Raw genomic sequence first — 17,924 nt, forward strand, 5'->3', positions numbered from 1 at the left:
CGAACTGTTCTATCAGCAGATATCATTTTATGAATAGAAACCCATGAAAAAAGGCCTTGTCAGGAAATTTCCAATAATCATCATCCCATTCATGGCAATGAACATCATCGCATTTTTGTCCTGTAGTAATCAGCAAAAACGAATGAATAGCGAAGACATGGTGAATGCCCATACCACAAATAGTGATGAGCTAGAAGTTCCTTATGTATTAGCTGAAAACTATTTTGTCCGAAACGATTTTGATGAAACCAGTTTATCAACACCTAAAATATCAAGTCGTGAAGAGTTTGATAAAATTTTTGGAATGGCCACAGTTATGGGGGATCAGGGGAAACCGACCCCGATTGATTTTACAAAGCAATTTGCTATTGCCGTTATTTCACCTGCAGATGAACTGGCCGTGAAGATGAAGGCGGTCTCCCTGCAAAAAAGGAAGGTCATCTCCTCCTGCGTTATAAACAAGATATTGGTGCTAAACTAAGCATGAAGATACAGCCATTTTTATTATTGGTCGTTGATAAAAAGTTTGATGGGCAAGTCGCGGTAGAAGAGGAAAAGTGAACATTGCATTTTTATATATTCCCTAATCCCAAGAGCGTCCTCGGGACTAGGGAATACGTATTTTTAACACTTATTTATTGTAATCCGGATAGGGGGCACCCTTACCGGTTTCGCAAAGGCGCTTCAGACTTCTGAAGAAAAGCGCCCAATCATAACTGCAAGAGGCAAACTCGGGCGTGTAGTCTTTCCATCCATCGTGATGGAAGAACAGTATACATCCTTTTTTATGCGGTTCGAGCTCAAAAGTAAGCCTTGTGCCTATCCATTCTTCATAAGCGCTAACACAAAGCCATTTTATCTTACTGTAGGGTTTAAGCTGCTCTACTTTCATTTCTTTGAAATAGTCAGGGCCGAAAGAAAAGCGTAAGATACTTCCAATGGTTGGTTTTGCCAGGGTATCCGGCGTCCACCACCCCGCTAAACCTTCTTGGGTAGTTAGGGCCTCAAAAACTTTTTCAACAGGTGCTTCAATAAGCAATCGATGACGAATGCTTTTGTTTCTTGTCGTGTCGCTGTTTTCCGGCGACTCTTTCTCCAAATCTTCGGTTTCATCATCTTTGGGTGTCGCACTCCCATTTCCGGTTAAGATTAAATCCTTTAAGCTGTTCTGGATATAATGTGTCCATGCGTCGTGGCAAATTTGGAAGCACTCATAGGCCGGAACTAAGCCCTGATGTGTAAATCTCAAAGTTGTTTTTCCGTCTTTTTCGGTTAACTCAAAAATTACATAGGTATCTTTCCATTCCGTTTTTTCTTGCGCGAACTTGAAATAATTATCAAGCACATGCCAAACTACTTTTTCATTCGGCACCATTTCAGTGATTTTCATTTTGGCTCGGTGCACATCCTGATAATGGTAAGAAAATTCACTATGGAGCTTGTCTGTATCGCCGTCAATATTTTCTGACCACCAACCACGAACGTTGTTAACCGCCTTAAAAACTTCCTGTGGTTTTGCGTTGACCACCAGCGTGGTGCTAAAACTCTTATTTTCACTTTTCATTTTATTTTGATTTTATTCTTTTTCGTACTGTCTTAAGTCAAAGTTAGCGATCCAAGTACATCAACCGGGGGTGTCAAATAGACTTTATGGCGGGTTGATTTGGACATATGAATTGGTTAACTTTGCATATAACCGTCGTAAATCCGAAGCAGATGAAACACCTTACCATATTAGTACCCAATATACAAACGGCCAACAGTACCATCGCTTGCATTGTTGGCGCGTACCAAATTTTTACCGGTGCCAACAGCTATTGGGAGAAAAAAGGGAATAAACCATTATTTAAAATCGAGACGGCGGGCGTAGCAGAAGAATCTGCATTTATCAATGGACTGCTGACTATAAAGCCACAGGTCAATATATCGGCGTTAAAGAAGACCGATCTTGTGTTAATTCCTTCTTTAAACCCTGAATTCAAACAAGCAATGGAGGATAATATGGTGTTGATAAACTGGTTTCGCGAGCAATATAAAAATGGCGCAGAAGTGGCTAGTATGTGCACGGGTGCGTTTATGTTAGCCTCCTCGGGATTACTGGATAAAAGGAGTTGTTCTATTCATTGGAATTCAGCAGACAATTTTAGGTCCTTATTTCCGGAAGTACAGTTAAAAACCGAAAAATTAATTACGGATGAAAACGGTATTTACACTAATGGGGGTGGTTACTCATTTCTGAATCTACTTTTGTATTTGGTTGAGAAGTATTATGATCGGGAAACGGCCATTTATTGTTCCAAAATCTTTCAAGTAGAGATTGACCGTCAAACGCAATCTGCTTTCACGATATTCACCGGACAAAAGTCGCATGGCGATGAAGTTATAATAAAAGCGCAGCAATATATAGAAGATAATTTCAATGAGAAAATTTCCGTAGAAGATCTTTCGAGAAAACTTGCTATAGGTAGGCGAAATTTTGACCGGCGATTTATAAAAGCGACCGGTAATACGCCTATTGAATATTTGCAGCGGGTAAAGATCGAATCGGCCAAAAAAGCGTTTGAAACAACGCGTAAGACCATCAATGAAGTGATGTACGAAGTAGGTTATTCAGATGTAAAAGCTTTCCGTGAAGTTTTTAGAAAGATAACGGGACTATCGCCTTTAGACTATAAAAATAAGTACAATAAAGATGCCGACAGCATGTTGTCGGATTAAATACTTGGTTCACGTCTTTAATAAAGATACGTTTATTGTGTATCTTGCGCATACAAAAAGACAGTATTACGATTTAGACGGTTCATGATGAATGGGGGCTAAAGCGCTTATTGCAGGTCCCTCAATCACCTCCCCATCTGTCGTAAAGCGACTGCCATGGCAGGGGCAATCCCAAGACTGTTCACCACTATTCCAATGGACAATACAGCCCATATGGGGGCAGGCCGCTGAGACAATGAATAGGTCTCCTGTTCGATTTCGGGATACGGCACATTTTTGCCCATTAATCTCCATAATCTTACCTTCCGTTGGCTTTATTTCGGAGAAGTGGTCCACATTTTCTTTGAATAAATAATCTTTAATTAACTCATAGGTAACAGAAGCGTTGGCTTTTATATAATTGGCGGCCGACGCAACGGGCGTAATGCGCGAAGCATCATACAGCTTATTCCATGGGTTAGGATTGCCGATGATTTCAGCACTGATAATGATAGCAGCGAGGGTCCCATAAACTAAGCCATCGGCCGAGAAGCCCGTAGCGATATAGGTTTTCTTACTACCGGAGCTCTTGCCAATGTACGGGATACCATCCGCCGGCTTATATTGTTGAGCGGCCCAACTGTAAACAACGGAATTAACATTAAAACGTTCGCGGAGGAAATTCTCTAGATTCCGGAAGCGCGACTCGTTGTGTTCCTCTGTACCAACCTTATGCTTCTCTCCCAATACCATCAGCACTTTGCCATGGGCCGTATCGTAGGTTCGTATAGAATAATGCTGTTTCGATATCATATCCCAATAAGTTCCATTAGGAGGGTAGTTGTCATTTAGTGTGGCTGCAACGGCATACTCCCTGTAAGGCTCCATAGAAGAATGGACGAAATAGAGGCCTTTGGGTGTGTGTGTTGCCATAATTACTTCTGTTGCCGTTATCTTACCTCGATCAGTTATGACGATACAGGGTTCACCTTCTTCATAACTCATCATTTTGGTGTGTTCAAAGATTAAACAAGAATCTGACTGAATATGTTGAGCTAGTGCAACCGTATATTGCAAAGGGTTAAATTGAGCTTGATTGGCGATGCTGAAACCGACACTTGGCTTTATATCAAATGGAATAAAATCCGATGTTGTTAGTCCAGCTCTTTCCACTGCTTCTCTTTCTTTTTGGATGTAAGAGGCACTTTCCCCTTGTTCGGAGAATAAACACCAAGGGACATGTACAAAGCCGCAATTGATATTGAACTCCTGTATAAGCGCTTCGATAAAATCAACGGCAGCTGCCCGCGACTCAACAATTTGCTTCGCATGCTCCTTCCCCCACTTCTTTTCAATGGTATGCAGTCCTTCACTACCCGGTATGGCATAAAGATTCCCGGTAGAAAATCCTGTGGAGCCTTCGCCAATAGCACGGGCTTCTAGTACGGTTACTTTTTTTCCTTGCTTTGCCAATAAATAGGCAGCGGTAATACCCGTAATTCCGCCGCCAATGATTGCAACGTCTACGGTAAGGTCCTGATCGAGAATAGGAAAGGAGCCTTGCTTCGAGTTATCTTTCCATACAGAAGTTATGTTTACCATAATCAGCAGATTTATCTTTTAAAAGCAACACAAGGCCCCCTTCATTTGTTTCAAAAGAAAGTGGGAAGGATCATACACTTAAAAATGCTTTGTACCTCGTAAGGAAAAAACGGATAGAAAAAATGAAGTAAGAAAAATGTTTTATTTTTAAAGAAATTAAAAGAATGAAGAATATTATTGCTAAAGAAATTCTCGACTACAACAGTTTTCTTAAAGGTGAAGACCAAGCTATCTGTGAATTACTTGCCAAAGAAATCAGTAGCAACTTACCTGAAGCGGAGAATAAGATATGGCACCGTCATCCCGTTTGGTTTTTGGAAGGCAATCCTATTGCCGGCTATAATAAACTCAAAGCCGGTGTGCGACTCATGTTTTGGAGCGGGGCCGACTTCGGAGAAGAGGGGTTAAACCAACGAGGAGGTAAATTCAGAGACGCCTCTATCTTCTATCATTCAGTTGATGAAATTGATACAGACGATTTGCAACGCTGGCTCGCAAAATCAAGAGCCATTCAATGGGATTATAAAAATATTGTAAAACGTAAAGGCAAACTGGAAAGGCTAAAATGAAACATACAATACTTCATAGCTTCTTGCCGTAGCCTGTCCTAGTGTAATTCTTTTGAACCCGGAGGTTAGAGAATGTAAAAAGATTCCGGATTCAGCGGCGCCGGTGTTTTACTTTCTTTCAGTAAATTACAGGTATTAATATGGATGGTTCGTGCAACGGCAGTAACCGGTGTATCCGTTGGACGATTATCAAAAGGATCCTGGAGATGAGTGGCTGTTCTTTCGAGCAGTAGAAAACATCCGGATATGACCACCAGTAGCGGTATTTCATATATACTATCAATTTCACCCAGCGAAATGGATAAAGTAACTACAAAAACGTAAATCATAAAATGCAGAAACAAGCGATAAGTAACCGGGAAGATCGTGTTTTTTATACGCTCTGCCATGCCCATCGCATCCGAGAACTTAACTAAAGTTGTGTTTAATTGAACATGATAGAATTCAGTTAAATGTCCATCTTTCTTTAAATTCGCAATTTGTAACGCATTCATTTGCAACAGCGCTAGCGGTTTGTTACTATGGTTATCCATTTCTCGCATATCCTCTGTATTGATTAGATCCTCTATGTTTTTTTTCGGATCCAAACCCCGTAAATTTTGCCCTAAACTATAGCACCATGCAACATGCCGAAGCGCTATCTGCCGGATAATGGCTTGCTTTTCTTCGCTTACGAAGGATTGTAATTGAAGAACCAAACTTCGACTGTCGTTAACAATCGCGCCCCAAATTTTCCGGGCTTCCCACCAGCGGTCGTACGATTGGTTTAGATTAAAAGATAGTAGAACCGAAATCGCGGTGCCTATAAAGGCCGGTATAGCTATCGGCATTTGAGGAATGAAATCAATGAAATAAATAGCAACAGATTTCACAATCAGGCCGATGATAATAACATATACTATTTGTACGCGAATTTTTCTAAATATATATGCAATTGGAATCTTGGTATTCGTCAGCATTTTTCCGTTCTTATTATTTTGCCATAATCTGTTGCATAATAGGTGTTTTTCATTAAAATGGCATTAGAAAGGGGCGGTTTCTGCAACACAATCTTCGGTTCAAAGGGCTGTATGTAGGGGCCTCCTTCGGGGTATATTCGCCACATATCCACGGTATATCCACGGTATATTCGCCTTTAGGGTAGCAAACGTGAGCTTTTAGCGGTAAAGTAGCGAGTAGGTAGCGGTTAAAGAGAGGGTGAAGCAAAGAGCGCCGAACCGTAGCCCGGCACTCAAACCAAACACCATATTATATCGATTGTGGAAATACGTCTTCCCATAATGTGTTTTGCCAATTTTGAGCTTCGGCATCTGTGAGCAGGCAACCTTCGATTTCTTTCAAACATTTTTCCTTATTAAGGTACTGGCCAATAAATACCAGCTCGTTCTGACGATCTCCCCACCTTATATTCCATCTCTTCTCAATTTCTCCTTTGTATTCATGATAGGCTGCGTATCGAATTCTTTCTTCATAGGGCATGCTGCACCACCAGTGGCCCGCACTTTCTATGCGAAGGCTGCCGCCGGCCTGACTGAAGTTAATCGCTTTGTCAGGTCTGGAAGCCAGCCAAAACAGTCCTTTAGCCCGGATGATCGAATTGGGGTAGTCTTGATTAAGATAGTTATACCATCTCATCGGATGAAAAGGCTTCGGCGATCTGAACACGAAGGAAGAAATGCCATATTCTTCCGTTTCCGGTATGTGTTCATCTTCCAGTTCTTTCTTCCAGCCAGCCGCATTTGAAGCTTCTTCAAAATTAAAGAGACCGGTATTTATAATAGTCGCCGGATCGACCCTGCCAAAAGCGGATCGAATGATGCGTGCATCGGGATTTAGTTGTTTGATTGCCGCTTCCAATGTACCTATTGTATTTTCTGAGACAAGATCCGTCTTGTTGAGGATGATGACGTTTGCGAATTCTAATTGATCTGTAAGTAGATTAACAATGGCACGGCTGTCATATACGTCGTCAGTGAGCGAGCGGTCAAGCAGTGTTTCCTGTGTGCTAAAATCCTGAAAGAAATTAAAACAGTCTACTACGGTTACCATGGTATCAATGTAACTGAACGAGCTGAGGTCGATACCTTGCTGTTGATCTACATAGCTCCAGGTTTGCGCTACGGGTATCGGCTCCGAAATACCTGTACTCTCGATAAGTAAATAATCGAATCGACTCTCTCTGGCAAGCTTTTCCACTTCGACAACCAAATCTTCTCGCAGTGTACAACAGATACAGCCATTGCTCATCTCCACGAGTTTTTCCTCCGTTCGTGATAGTACATTTTCGCGACTTACCATTTGAGCATCGATATTGACTTCGCTCATATCGTTCACAATCACAGCAACTTTTAGGTTCTCCTTGTTGTGCAATACATGATTTAACAGGGTCGTTTTTCCGGCACCTAGGAAGCCGCTTAATACCGTTACAGGAAGTTTTTTTATTGTCATATCTAATTGTTCTTTACGTGTCCCAATTTGGGGTATACGCTTTGTTTAAGGGGTTACCGTTGTTTTTCGACTATTTCGAGCCAGGATACAATTTTTCGATAATGATCAAGACCATATAACCGGATAAATTCAATGGTTTCGGGATGCTTGTCTTGTTTGTAAATAGCCAACCGTCTTTTGGCAAAATCGGCGCAAAGAGGTATGCCGCACATTTTAGTGATACAGTAATGCCAGGCTTCGAAATCTTGTGGTATCATTTTGATGCAATTAAGTTGCAAATGTAAATACTGTTTTGTTATTTTGCAACTTAATTGCATTTGTTAATTATTAGATAATGAAAGTCATGAAAGTAACGTTACTGGGAAAAATGGACAGGGTTGGTATGACGGCTTCCGCTTTATGTGCTATCCATTGTGCATTGATGCCATTTGTAATAACCTTGCTGCCTCTGGTTGGGCTCGAATTTCTGTCCAATCCCTGGGTAGAAGTTGCTGTAATTGCTTTATCGGTGCTTGTCGGTATGGCTTCGTTGATTCCTTCTTATCTGAAGTATCACCGTAAGATGTTACCGCTTTTGATGTTAACCATAGGCTTTATACTGATTTTTGGAGCCCACTTACTTGGCTTTCACGAATTGGAACCGGTCCTTGTGCCCTTAGGAGGGTTCACCATCGCGGGTGCCCATTTTTTAAATTGGAAATTCAACAAGCCTTATCATTGCGCTGCTTGTATCGACGAAAATAAAAATGAAGCTAAATGAGTGTGCTTATATCCTCTAGCGATATCGAGGTGCGGTATAAGAATGGCATTGGTTTATCATTTCCGGGATTTGAAGTCGACAAAGGGACGCATTGCTTGATTCTTGGAGATTCGGGCACTGGAAAAACCACTTTGCTTCATGTCTTATGTGGTCTTATGAAGCCGTCGTCGGGCATTGTAACCGTAGCAGGTGTCGATATTTATGGATTATCTCCGAAGCGAATGGACCAATTCCGCGGACAGCATGTTGGGCTGATTTTTCAACAGGCCCATCTTATCAAAAGCCTAACGGTCCTTGAAAATCTCAAAATGGCTCGTTGGTTGGCTGGGTTAGGGGAAAACACGAGTGAGTTATCTGTGATATTGGAGAGATTAAATATGGGCGACAAAATTAAAAGTTATCCCCATGAGCTAAGTCAGGGACAACTACAGCGTGCTGCTATTGCTAGGGCTCTCGTGAACCGACCGCGGCTGCTGATAGCCGACGAACCCACTTCTGCGCTGGACGACCGTAATGCGGAGGCCGTGATTGCACTTTTATTAGAGCAGGCACAAAGTTACGGTGCAACTTTGCTGATTGCCACGCATGATAAAAGACTAAAGGACAAATTTTCTAGCACCTATATATTGTAAAGAATGAAGCTATTCCGTATTGTCTGGAAGACTATTATTTATAATTTTTCCTCGTCGGCACTTTGCATACTTCTGTCTGCATTGGGAACGGCGATTTTGTGTCTGGTTTTGCTGCTGTCGTCGCAGATCAATCGGCAGATCAGCTTGAATGGCAGCCACGTTGATCTGGTAGTTGGTGCTAAGGGAAGTCCTTTGCAGTTGATTTTAAGCAGTATCTTTCACGTCGATTATCCTACGGGAAATATTCTGCTAGATGATGCGCGCAAAATAACGGCTCATCCATTGGTTAAGTTGGCCGTGCCACTATCTATAGGAGATAATTACCAAGGATTCCGGATTGTCGGGACTGACAGCCGCTTTCTCGACCTGTATGGTCTTCATTTAGTTTCGGGTAAATGGGGAGCGAGTGACTTTGAGGCGGTGATAGGTCATGAAGTAGCCAAATCAGAAGGACTTAAATGTGGGGATAAAATTGTCGGAGCGCATGGTCTGGCCGATAGTGGAGATCTTCACGGTGATCATCCTTATACTATCGTAGGGATCTTGGAGGAGAGTCGTAGTATAGCGGATCGTTTGGTACTGACGAATTTGTCAAGCGTTTGGCATATGCATGAACATGAGCATCAGCATCAGGAACATCAGCGTCAACATCAAGAAAAGGAAGAGGTGCATGACTTGTTGAATATGAATGTACAAGGAAGAGAGATTACAAGTATGTTGATTCGTTATAAGAATCCTACGGCCGTCGCTATGTTCCCACGACTGGTTAATCAGACTACCAACATGCAGGCTGCTTCGCCGGCGATAGAAAGTGCTCGCTTGTTTTCAATGATGGGAGTCGGTTTGGATGCGGCGAGCGTTTTAGCTGTGGTACTTATGCTAATGGCTGCTATAAGTGTCTTTGCCAGTCTTTATAACTCGTTTAAAAACAGGAAATATGAGCTGGCGATCATGCGGTCTATGGGTGCCGCTAAAAGCGTCTTATTTAAGCTGATGCTACTAGAGGGGATGCTGATTACAGCAATGGGCGCTATATCCGGTGTTCTATTGGCTCACATTGCCGCCCTTGCCATCGCTGTAGAGGAAGGTGGACATTTTGTCGATGCCTATGGTTTCGGGATCGAAGAAATTTCCGTTGTGCTGGCGGCTTTATTGCTGGGATTCAGCGCGGCGTTGATACCTGCAGCCAAGGCCTATTCTACTCCAATTTCGGAAACCTTAGCTAAATAATATATGTTATTTCGACGACTGTTTGCATCGATTCTTTTGTTCACCTTTACAGCACAAGCTCAAACGCCCGATCATCAGCCGATGATGAATGAGGTTTGGGAAGCCTTTGATCAGTTGATGTACAAAGTTACAACAGAAGATGACGGTACTACCGTTTATACGCCTCACTTTCCCAAGGTATTGAAAGATTTGGATCATACGACGGTAACATTACCCGGTTATATGGTGCCTTTTGAATTGGGACGGGATCATCATATGTTTATGCTATCGGTTCTTCCCGTGATGCAGTGCATGTTTTGCGGTCAGAATGGGATCCCGCCACTGGTGCAGGTGACCATGAAAAGTGGAAAGGCAAGGTTTTCCAACAATCCGTTCAAAATAAGGGGAAAGGTGTATTTAAATACCAACCTCGAGAAAGGTGCGGAAATACAGATTTTGGATGCCGAAGTTGTTGAACAGGACTAAGCTTGAGGAACAATAACCAATCATTCGGAAGCCATTCAGCCGCTACTATTGTCATCCAAATGTCGAATCGACTTGATAAGTTGAATTGTTGGCAAAAATATTTTGAAGTGTGTACTTTTTACACTATCTTTGTGTCATCATAATTTAGGTTTATAATTGGTTAGTTAAAAGTCTTCAATCTCCCCGGTTGAAGACTTTTTTTATTTCATATTTAGCAATATAGCGATACGTTAGCAAGTACAAAACAAGCTTCGATATTACCGACTATTCCATAAATACACCGGGTTCTTTTTTATTGTCTAAAAACTCTTCAGCCATAGGTATCCACCAGCTGGCCCTTGCCATCATACCGATATGTGTAGTACCTGGTAAGATAGCCATGCGAGAAGTAGACATTTCGCCGAAGTCGCCCATTTTAGCACCACCCTTCATGCGCATCAGCTCATTGGCATGTTCATAGCGAATACCGTCCGCGTCACCTAATAACATGAGGATAGGAATATCCATTTCACGAACGTCTTCTGTCCAATCGTAAGGTTTTAAATCAATGCTCATTGTCTTGGTGAAAAACTCATTAAATTTCTCTGGATGAGGAGAAAGGGCTTTATAAGCATCTTCTAATGGCGAGCCTTTAAACATATCTGCATTCATCGTTGCGAACGTTTTTTCCGTTTCGGGCCACCAACCATCGTGTTTATAAGCACCAGATACAATCACTAGTTTTTTCACTTGTTCCGGATGGCGGATACCCATTTGGAAAGCAACTCCGCCACCCATGCTATAACCGAGTATGTCAGCGCTATCGATGTGAAGGTGTTTAAGTAACTCGCTAATATCATCCGCCATATTTTCGTAACTGAGCGCACGGGGAATGTCAGCTGTACGGCCGTGCCCCTGCATCTCTGCTACCACAATTTTTCTGTTTTTGAAAAGAGGAATAATTTGTTCCCAGTTCATCGGAATGGTCATAAACGAACCGTGAATCAGTACAAGCGGTGCTCCCTCGCCGTGCACTTCATAATACATCTTTAAACCATTTATTGGCGCATAACCCGTTTTGTTCTGAGATGGCTGGGCATAAAGTTTTACTTGGAATCCTTGTGAGACGACAATTAGTGCAAGGATGATACATGTTCTTAACGATTTCATATTCTTTGTTTTAGATAATAGTTGCAAATAGAAAAATAACTTGTTGTGTTTTATATAGCGCTTTATAAAACAAAGGTACGGGCCATTGCCTTATGAGATGAGGGGTAAAATTGGCAATGTGAAGGGGGGATTACGACAATGTGATGGTTGGGTCAACGAGTCAATTCATCGGTAGTTAGGTTATCAAGTTAAATGGTAGGTTTTAAGGAGAGAAACAGTGAATTTGCCGATGCGGTCATTCACTGGCCACGGTTGTTAGTTCGTGAAGCTGCAAAACAAAGCGATGAAACATCCATCGCTTTGTTTAAACTATAGTTATTACTTGAGATCAAAACGATCTGCATTCATCACTTTGGTCCAGGCGGCAACGAAATCTTTCACAAACTTGTCTTTTCCATCCGAACTTCCATAGACTTCGGCAATGGCTCTCAGTTCCGCGTTTGAACCAAATACCAGGTCGGCGCGCGTGGCAGTCCATTTGGGCTGCCGCGTTGTGCGGTCGTAGCCTTCATACAGTTCCTGGTCTGGTGATGACGCTTTCCATGCTGTACGCATATCGAGCAAATTTATAAAGAAATCGTTCGTTAATACACCGGGTGTTCTTGTAAAAACGCCGTGTGCGGATCCGTCGAAGTTTGTGTTCAGTACACGCATACCGCCCATCAGTACCGTTAGCTCCGGAGCCGTAAGTCCTAACAATTGTGCTTTATCGATTAGCAGCGCTTCGGTAGGTATGGAGGATTTATTCTTGCGATAATTACGGAATCCATCAGCGGCAGGTTCTAAAAAGGCAATGGATTCGACATCAGTTTGCTCTTGCGAAGCATCCATTCGCCCCGGGTTAAATGGAACCGTGATGGCATGCCCCCCATCCTTCGCTGCCTTTTCGATGGAGGCGCATCCTGCCAACACAATCAGGTCAGCGAGTGATACTCTTCTTCCTCCCGGTTGCACGTTGTTGAATTCCCTTTGAATATTTTCCAAAGCGTGTAATACCTTTGTGAGCTGAGGGGGATTATTTACCGGCCAATCTTTTTGTGGTGCTAGGCGAATGCGAGCGCCGTTGGCACCCCCGCGTTTATCTGAATTGCGGAAAGTAGCGGCGGAAGCCCACGCGGTGGAAACTAATTCCGATACACTTAAGCCGGTAGCAAGAATTTTTGCTTTTAACATAACGATATCATTGGCGTCTACCAACGGATGGTCAACAGCGGGGATCGGATCCTGCCAGATTAATTCTTCTTTAGGTACATCCGGGCCAAGGTAACGACTACGGGGTCCCATATCACGATGAGTCAATTTAAACCAGGCACGAGCGAAGGCATCTGCAAAAGCATCCGGATTTTCCAGAAAACGTCTTGATATCTTTTCAAAACCAGGATCAAGCCGTAGCGCAAGATCTGTGGTAAGCATGGTGGGCTTCCGCTTTTTTGTTGGATCAAAGGGGTCAGGAATAATGTCGCCCGCATCTTTCGCTACCCATTGATGCGCACCGGCCGGGCTTTTCGTTAATTCCCATTCAAAGGCAAAAAGATTTTCGAAAAAATTATTGCTCCACTGCGTTGGTGTGGTTGTCCATATCACTTCCAATCCACTGGTAATGGTGTCTGGCCCTTTACCGCTACCATAGCTGTTATGCCAACCTAAACCTTGCGATTCCAATCCTGCAGCTTCGGGTTCTTTTCCTACATGGGTTGCAGGTGCTGCCCCATGCGTTTTTCCAAAGCTGTGGCCTCCGGCAATCAGCGCAACAGTTTCTTCGTCATCCATGGCCATACGGCTAAAAGTGTCTCGTATGTCTTTTGCGGCGGCAATAGGATCCGGATTGCCATCTGGACCTTCAGGATTTACATAGATCAGTCCCATCTGTACCGCTGCCAGCGGTTTTTCTAAGTCACGCGAGTGGATGTCACCATCCGCATCATCATCTGAAACCAGTACGCCATGACCTTCCACGACACCTTCTGACCCGTGTGTATAACGTACGTCACCACCCAGCCACGTCGTTTCCGCTCCCCAATATACATCTTCTTCGGCTTCCCACATATCTTCGCGCCCACCCGCAAATCCAAAAGTTTTAAAACCCATTGATTCCAAGGCAATATTTCCGGCAAGGATCAATAAATCGGCCCATGAAATGTTACGACCATATTTTTGTTTAATTGGCCAAAGCAATCGACGGGCTTTATCTAAGCTCACATTATCAGGCCAACTATTCAGTGGCGCGAAGCGCTGTTGTCCACCCCCCGCGCCACCGCGGCCATCACCTACACGGTAAGTGCCGGCGCTGTGCCAAGCCATGCGAATAAATAAGGGCCCATAGTGGCCAAAATCAGCTGGCCACCAGTCCTGTGAGTCGGTCATGAGAGCATGTAAATCCTGCTTTACCGCTTCGAGGTCCAGACTTTTAAATGCTTCGGCATAATTGAAATCGGGATCCATCGGATCGGATAGGGAAGAGTGTTGACGTAGAATGTTTAGTTTTAATTGATTAGGCCACCAATCTTGATTTCTGGTGCCACCGCCACCAACTGCTTGTTTTAATAATTTTTCGCCGTGAAATGGACATTTACTGATGTCTTTTGATTCCATGTTAGAGATTTTGCGTTGAGAAAATAATTATTTATCACTTAAGTACTCGTACAAACGGACTACAGCTACTGGTTTCTTGTGGCTTGTTTATGTAATTGGCTAATAAAGTACGTGTCGTTTTCGCTGTAGACGCTAACAAAATTTTTAATTAAGTTGCGAATAAATATTTAAAGTAGCAAGTGTGTCTTTGGTTTTTTGAGTTGTTGAAACGTTGTGTGGTGACTAGTAGCCTCTGGTTTCTCAAATCACTTGTTGAGATGGAGATACGAATAGCCACATGCTGAAATCCAACTGCTAGTAGCAGCCAATATTGTCATGAAAATGTCGAATCGATTGCCGGGTCTAAAGTTTCGGTGAAAATAGTTTGTAATGTGTACTTTTTACACTATCTTTGTATCATCATAATTTAGGTTTATAATTGGTTAGTTAAAAGTCTTCAATCTCCCCGGTTGAAGACTTTTTTTGTAGTATCAATTTGCCCGAGTCACTATCGAAATAAGAATAATCTAGATAAAGTCCGACTAGCTAGGCACATATTAAGGACATCTGAATATTACAGCGCTTATAGGGTGAGACGTGACCGGTAATTTTTTGGAAACCTAACTTATAATATAGATTAATAGCAGGCTTAAGGATCGTATTGCTTTCTAAATAAAGAGCTTTTGCGCCTATTTTACGCGCTTCGTTTATTGCCGATTGGCCGAGTAGATAGCCAATGTTCTTCCCTTGGGCTTTGGGAGATACCGCCATTTTTGCGAGTTCATAATCATAGTCTGGATCGTTCATTTTAATCAGTGCGCAAACACCCACCGGCTCGCCACGATATAAAGCTACGAAAATCTTACCTCCCGGGTTCAGGATGTATTGATCCGGATTTTCCAGCGCTTGGCGATCCGCTTCTTCAAGTTCAAAATAAGTGGAAATCCACTCTTCATTGAGTGTTTTGAAGGCAGTATGATAAACGGGATTATATTTTACAATCGTTACATCTTTGCTTTCACGAATTTTTTTTGCTCTATCACCCGTTTGTAGAGTGACTGCTGATCTAGCAGAAATTCCCACTCTTCCATGGCTTCCCATAAATTATGCTGTGCAGTTGAAATCAGCGTGTCAATAGCAGCATTGACATCCGCATACTGATCTTTTATTTTGACGCCTAGCAGTCTTCCTTTTTTTGTCAGCGCGACTACATTTCTTCTTTTGTCGTCTGTTTTGCGGTTTTCCAATATCAAACCTGCAGCTGTCATCTCGCGGATAATTTTGCTGACCGATGGTTGAGAGTGGCCGATTTTGTTAGCGATCTCACTAATGGTATTTTCACCTTCTTCTGCTAAGATGAAAAATACCGGAAACCACTTCGGTGCCAAATCGACGTCATATAACTTATAAATGCGAGCGGCATCTTCAGTAACTTTTGCTGTTAATAATCGCAGACGGCTTCCTAGCGCCATCTTTCCCGTTTTTTCGAATAAATCCATTTTGAATAACTAATTACATAACCAGTTATGCAAATATAAAGAAAGATTTTTTAAAATTAATAATAGGCATGCTTTCCGATCTGAAACTACTGCTGAAAATGTGCTGCTTCTTCTACAATATCTCCGAATTCGCAAATGACGACTTTCTTACCAAGCTTATCATCGTTAATGAAACGAAATGTTAAGTCTCTTTCCTTCATAAAAAATACACCTTCAGTTTCTGGATAGATTTCGAAACTTTTCGAACCGATTGTTAAGCTCAAATGCTTGTCTTTCACACTAACTTTTATCTCGCCACTTTGCGGTCCTTTGTAAGTGCCTTCGTATGATTGAAGCATTTTGCGTGTTAATGTGATTTCTTTTCTCCTATTGATATATTTCGCTGGCCCGTGGTCATAACTTAAAACTCGACTCATAAGCCACTTCCCATTGCGTAATAACCATAAATTGGCAAAAAGGGCACGTCCGTCTAGGCGCTCATTTTTGTTTTCTTCTTTTAGATAAAAGATATGTTCTCCCGTAATCAACGCACCATATATCGAATCGACAGAACGTAACAGATGGATTTGTACGGTTCCGTCAATCGGCTCGCGCCGCAATCTAAAAGTTGAACTACAGAGGTTATTCTTTATGCTTGCGATCATGGCTGCTTTTCCCAGCGTAACGCCACCTTTATCATGATAAAACTCGATATCATCACTGATCAGTTGGCTTTGAAGTTTAATGTCACAGGTATTATATCCATGCCAGAAAAGACTATCTTGTTTAAGTATCTGTATTTCGATGTCTTTTGCCTGATTCTGAGCAATTGCTTCTTGAAACAAAAGGACAAGTAAAATAGGAAAAGATACAAGCGTGATGTTGTGTTTTAGGTATTCCATATTCTTGACTGAAGTATTGCTTATAGACTCCTGTATTATTGATTTGTTTCAATACCAGTACAGTTAGTAATCGGTTTTTATTTATATGTCATTAATTGCAATGGAGACTATCTAAAATGATTTTCATTTTACATAATAAACAAAGTATTTACTTTGTTTATTATTCTTTTGTCTATACCTTTGAGGTCATATTGAATAAGGGAAAAAATGAAATAACATGGAGTACACTTACCATATTGGCATGGCTGGAATAGTGCTTGCCTTGCTAAGTGGCTGCGGGCAGGGCAGCCAATCTACTACCCCTGCCACATTACAGGAATTTGATGTGATGACCGTTGCACCGCGTGATGCTGAGTTGTATTTTGACCACCCGGCTACGGTGCGAGGCCAGCAAAATGTGGAGATTCGTCCTAAAATAGATGGTTATATTGCGGAGATACTGGTAGATGAGGGTGCGCAAGTAAAGAAAGGCCAGCTATTATTCCGTATTAGCAACCCGCAATATGAGCAGGAAGTGCTTACTGCCCAGGCCGCTGTTAAACGAGCCGACGCTGCCGTTAATACCGCGAAGATGCAGATTGCAAAAACGGAGCCTTTAGTGAAAAAGGAGATAATCAGCGAATACGAGCTGCAATCAGCTCACTTAGAATTGGAAGCGAGGCAGGCAGAATTGGCCCAAGCAAAAGCAGCGCTGCAAAATGCACAAACCAACCTCGGTTATACAATTATCCGCAGCCCTGCTGATGGTGTTATCGGCACACTTCCGTACAAAATCGGAAGTTTGGTAAGCAGTACCAGTGAAGAAGCGTTGACGGTACTGTCAGATATTTCCAATATTCATGTTTACTTTTCCTTCTCCGAAAAACAGTTTCTTGAACTAATCGATAATCCTAAAGATCAACCTATTATTCACGATGTGTTAAAACGAATACCTCCTGCGCAATTAATATTAGCAAACGGACGCGTTTACACAGAAAGGGGTAGTATAGAGACCACCGGCGGTTTGATCAATACGGGCACAGGTGCCATTGCCATGCGTGCACTTTTTCCCAATAAGGCCGGAATGATCCGCAGCGGGAGCAGCGCTACGCTTCGTATTGCCCGCCCAATAGAGGATGCACTTATTGTACCGGCAAAGGCCACCTTTGAGGTACAGGGGAAAAAGTTTGTAATGACCGTTGATAGCGCCAATACGGCACACTCGGTTGAAATCACCGTGAATGTACTGCCTGTTGGTGATGCTTTTGTTGTAAACAGTGGTTTGCATAGTGGAGACCGCATCGTAATGAAAGATGTAGGGGCAATTAAAGACGGTGATAAAATAAAACCTAGAAATCAAGTAGCTATTACAACCAAGCGATAAAAAATGTCGCTTTTTTGGGTAACGGCATCCTTAACAGCATGCCCTAGCCACTGCTTTA

The 17,924-nt window shown here is 42.5% G+C and carries 18 protein-coding genes; 8 read left to right on the plus strand and 10 right to left on the minus strand.

The window, feature by feature from the left end:
* Nucleotides 1-43 precede the first annotated feature (43 nt).
* Nucleotides 44-481: a hypothetical protein gene (locus tag QT327_RS18815; protein ID WP_289553685.1), complete on the plus strand. Its 438-nt coding sequence runs from the start codon at nt 44-46 to the stop codon at nt 479-481.
* Between the two features lie 150 nt (nt 482-631).
* On the opposite strand, the gene QT327_RS18820 is transcribed toward QT327_RS18815, so the two are convergent.
* Nucleotides 632-1,564 (minus strand): SRPBCC family protein, encoded by a 933-nt coding sequence (locus QT327_RS18820; protein ID WP_149105484.1) that lies wholly within the window; start codon nt 1,562-1,564, stop codon nt 632-634.
* Nucleotides 1,565-1,716: 152 nt separating this feature from the next.
* Between QT327_RS18820 and QT327_RS18825 the strand changes: the two genes are divergently transcribed.
* Nucleotides 1,717-2,718, plus strand: a complete 1,002-nt coding sequence (locus QT327_RS18825) for a GlxA family transcriptional regulator (protein ID WP_289553686.1) — start codon at nt 1,717-1,719, stop codon at nt 2,716-2,718.
* A gap of 66 nt (nt 2,719-2,784) precedes the next feature.
* On the opposite strand, the gene QT327_RS18830 is transcribed toward QT327_RS18825, so the two are convergent.
* On the minus strand, nt 2,785-4,299 hold the full coding sequence (locus QT327_RS18830; RefSeq protein WP_289553687.1) for an FAD-dependent oxidoreductase: 1,515 nt from the start codon (nt 4,297-4,299) through the stop codon (nt 2,785-2,787).
* Between the two features lie 164 nt (nt 4,300-4,463).
* Between QT327_RS18830 and QT327_RS18835 the strand changes: the two genes are divergently transcribed.
* Nucleotides 4,464-4,868 carry a DUF1801 domain-containing protein gene (locus QT327_RS18835; RefSeq protein WP_013665857.1) on the plus strand — a complete coding sequence of 135 codons (405 nt, stop codon included), beginning with the start codon at nt 4,464-4,466 and terminating at the stop codon, nt 4,866-4,868.
* Nucleotides 4,869-4,933: 65 nt separating this feature from the next.
* On the opposite strand, the gene QT327_RS18840 is transcribed toward QT327_RS18835, so the two are convergent.
* From QT327_RS18840 to QT327_RS18850, 3 genes are all read right to left on the minus strand, one after another.
* The gene (locus QT327_RS18840; protein ID WP_149105486.1) at nt 4,934-5,827 is read right to left on the minus strand and encodes a bestrophin family protein; all 894 of its coding nucleotides are present in this window, start codon (nt 5,825-5,827) and stop codon (nt 4,934-4,936) included.
* Nucleotides 5,828-6,116: 289 nt separating this feature from the next.
* Nucleotides 6,117-7,316: a GTP-binding protein gene (locus QT327_RS18845; protein WP_149105487.1), complete on the minus strand. Its 1,200-nt coding sequence runs from the start codon at nt 7,314-7,316 to the stop codon at nt 6,117-6,119.
* A gap of 53 nt (nt 7,317-7,369) precedes the next feature.
* Nucleotides 7,370-7,573: a hypothetical protein gene (locus QT327_RS18850; protein WP_041387347.1), complete on the minus strand. Its 204-nt coding sequence runs from the start codon at nt 7,571-7,573 to the stop codon at nt 7,370-7,372.
* Between the two features lie 86 nt (nt 7,574-7,659).
* On the opposite strand from QT327_RS18850, the gene QT327_RS18855 reads away from it, so the two are divergent.
* The 4 genes from QT327_RS18855 to QT327_RS18870 are packed head-to-tail and all read left to right on the plus strand — an operon-like array spanning nt 7,660 to nt 10,403.
* Nucleotides 7,660-8,076 (plus strand): MerC domain-containing protein, encoded by a 417-nt coding sequence (locus QT327_RS18855; RefSeq protein WP_149105488.1) that lies wholly within the window; start codon nt 7,660-7,662, stop codon nt 8,074-8,076.
* Nucleotides 8,073-8,708, plus strand: coding sequence for an ABC transporter ATP-binding protein (locus QT327_RS18860; protein ID WP_149105489.1), 636 nt, complete (start codon nt 8,073-8,075; stop codon nt 8,706-8,708). Before QT327_RS18855 ends, QT327_RS18860 begins: the two co-directional genes overlap by 4 nt.
* Nucleotides 8,709-8,711: 3 nt before the next feature.
* Nucleotides 8,712-9,938 (plus strand): ABC transporter permease, encoded by a 1,227-nt coding sequence (locus tag QT327_RS18865; RefSeq protein ID WP_289553690.1) that lies wholly within the window; start codon nt 8,712-8,714, stop codon nt 9,936-9,938.
* Between the two features lie 3 nt (nt 9,939-9,941).
* Nucleotides 9,942-10,403, plus strand: a complete 462-nt coding sequence (locus QT327_RS18870; RefSeq protein ID WP_289553692.1) for a hypothetical protein — start codon at nt 9,942-9,944, stop codon at nt 10,401-10,403.
* A 264-nt stretch (nt 10,404-10,667) separates the two neighbouring features.
* Here QT327_RS18870 and QT327_RS18875 read toward each other — a convergent pair whose 3' ends face one another.
* The 5 genes from QT327_RS18875 to QT327_RS18895 form a co-directional block, all read right to left on the minus strand.
* Nucleotides 10,668-11,552: an alpha/beta fold hydrolase gene (locus tag QT327_RS18875; protein ID WP_289553693.1), complete on the minus strand. Its 885-nt coding sequence runs from the start codon at nt 11,550-11,552 to the stop codon at nt 10,668-10,670.
* A 318-nt stretch (nt 11,553-11,870) separates the two neighbouring features.
* Nucleotides 11,871-14,144 carry a catalase/peroxidase HPI gene (gene katG / locus QT327_RS18880; RefSeq protein WP_289553695.1) on the minus strand — a complete coding sequence of 758 codons (2,274 nt, stop codon included), beginning with the start codon at nt 14,142-14,144 and terminating at the stop codon, nt 11,871-11,873.
* 525 nt (nt 14,145-14,669) lie between these two features.
* Nucleotides 14,670-15,224 carry a GNAT family N-acetyltransferase gene (locus QT327_RS18885; protein ID WP_289553696.1) on the minus strand — a complete coding sequence of 185 codons (555 nt, stop codon included), beginning with the start codon at nt 15,222-15,224 and terminating at the stop codon, nt 14,670-14,672.
* Nucleotides 15,128-15,622, minus strand: coding sequence for a MarR family winged helix-turn-helix transcriptional regulator (locus QT327_RS18890; protein ID WP_289553697.1), 495 nt, complete (start codon nt 15,620-15,622; stop codon nt 15,128-15,130). Before QT327_RS18890 ends, QT327_RS18885 begins: the two co-directional genes overlap by 97 nt.
* An 86-nt stretch (nt 15,623-15,708) precedes the next feature.
* The gene (locus QT327_RS18895) at nt 15,709-16,503 is read right to left on the minus strand and encodes a nuclear transport factor 2 family protein (protein ID WP_130857111.1); all 795 of its coding nucleotides are present in this window, start codon (nt 16,501-16,503) and stop codon (nt 15,709-15,711) included.
* A gap of 217 nt (nt 16,504-16,720) precedes the next feature.
* Here QT327_RS18895 and QT327_RS18900 point away from each other — a divergent pair, with 217 nt between their 5' ends.
* Nucleotides 16,721-17,866, plus strand: coding sequence for an efflux RND transporter periplasmic adaptor subunit (locus tag QT327_RS18900; protein WP_130857113.1), 1,146 nt, complete (start codon nt 16,721-16,723; stop codon nt 17,864-17,866).
* The last annotated feature ends 58 nt before the right edge of the window (nt 17,867-17,924 follow it).

The organism is Olivibacter sp. 47 (assembly GCF_030372825.1).
GTDB classification, from domain to species: Bacteria; Bacteroidota; Bacteroidia; order Sphingobacteriales; family Sphingobacteriaceae; genus Olivibacter; species Olivibacter oleidegradans.

Coding starts and splice junctions, on each gene's coding strand:
- QT327_RS18895 (WP_130857111.1), bottom strand. CDS start 16,503: ATGGAATACCTAAAACACAACATCACGCTTGTATCTTTTCCTATTTTA.
- QT327_RS18865 (WP_289553690.1), top strand. CDS start 8,712: ATGAAGCTATTCCGTATTGTCTGGAAGACTATTATTTATAATTTTTCC.
- QT327_RS18845 (WP_149105487.1), bottom strand. CDS start 7,316: ATGACAATAAAAAAACTTCCTGTAACGGTATTAAGCGGCTTCCTAGGT.
- QT327_RS18875 (WP_289553693.1), bottom strand. CDS start 11,552: ATGAAATCGTTAAGAACATGTATCATCCTTGCACTAATTGTCGTCTCA.
- QT327_RS18900 (WP_130857113.1), top strand. CDS start 16,721: ATGGAGTACACTTACCATATTGGCATGGCTGGAATAGTGCTTGCCTTG.
- QT327_RS18835 (WP_013665857.1), top strand. CDS start 4,464: ATGAAGAATATTATTGCTAAAGAAATTCTCGACTACAACAGTTTTCTT.
- QT327_RS18890 (WP_289553697.1), bottom strand. CDS start 15,622: ATGGATTTATTCGAAAAAACGGGAAAGATGGCGCTAGGAAGCCGTCTG.
- QT327_RS18815 (WP_289553685.1), top strand. CDS start 44: ATGAAAAAAGGCCTTGTCAGGAAATTTCCAATAATCATCATCCCATTC.
- QT327_RS18860 (WP_149105489.1), top strand. CDS start 8,073: ATGAGTGTGCTTATATCCTCTAGCGATATCGAGGTGCGGTATAAGAAT.
- QT327_RS18885 (WP_289553696.1), bottom strand. CDS start 15,224: ATGGGAAGCCATGGAAGAGTGGGAATTTCTGCTAGATCAGCAGTCACT.
- katG (WP_289553695.1), bottom strand. CDS start 14,144: ATGGAATCAAAAGACATCAGTAAATGTCCATTTCACGGCGAAAAATTA.
- QT327_RS18820 (WP_149105484.1), bottom strand. CDS start 1,564: ATGAAAAGTGAAAATAAGAGTTTTAGCACCACGCTGGTGGTCAACGCA.
- QT327_RS18840 (WP_149105486.1), bottom strand. CDS start 5,827: ATGCTGACGAATACCAAGATTCCAATTGCATATATATTTAGAAAAATT.
- QT327_RS18855 (WP_149105488.1), top strand. CDS start 7,660: ATGAAAGTAACGTTACTGGGAAAAATGGACAGGGTTGGTATGACGGCT.
- QT327_RS18830 (WP_289553687.1), bottom strand. CDS start 4,299: ATGGTAAACATAACTTCTGTATGGAAAGATAACTCGAAGCAAGGCTCC.
- QT327_RS18870 (WP_289553692.1), top strand. CDS start 9,942: ATGTTATTTCGACGACTGTTTGCATCGATTCTTTTGTTCACCTTTACA.
- QT327_RS18825 (WP_289553686.1), top strand. CDS start 1,717: ATGAAACACCTTACCATATTAGTACCCAATATACAAACGGCCAACAGT.
- QT327_RS18850 (WP_041387347.1), bottom strand. CDS start 7,573: ATGATACCACAAGATTTCGAAGCCTGGCATTACTGTATCACTAAAATG.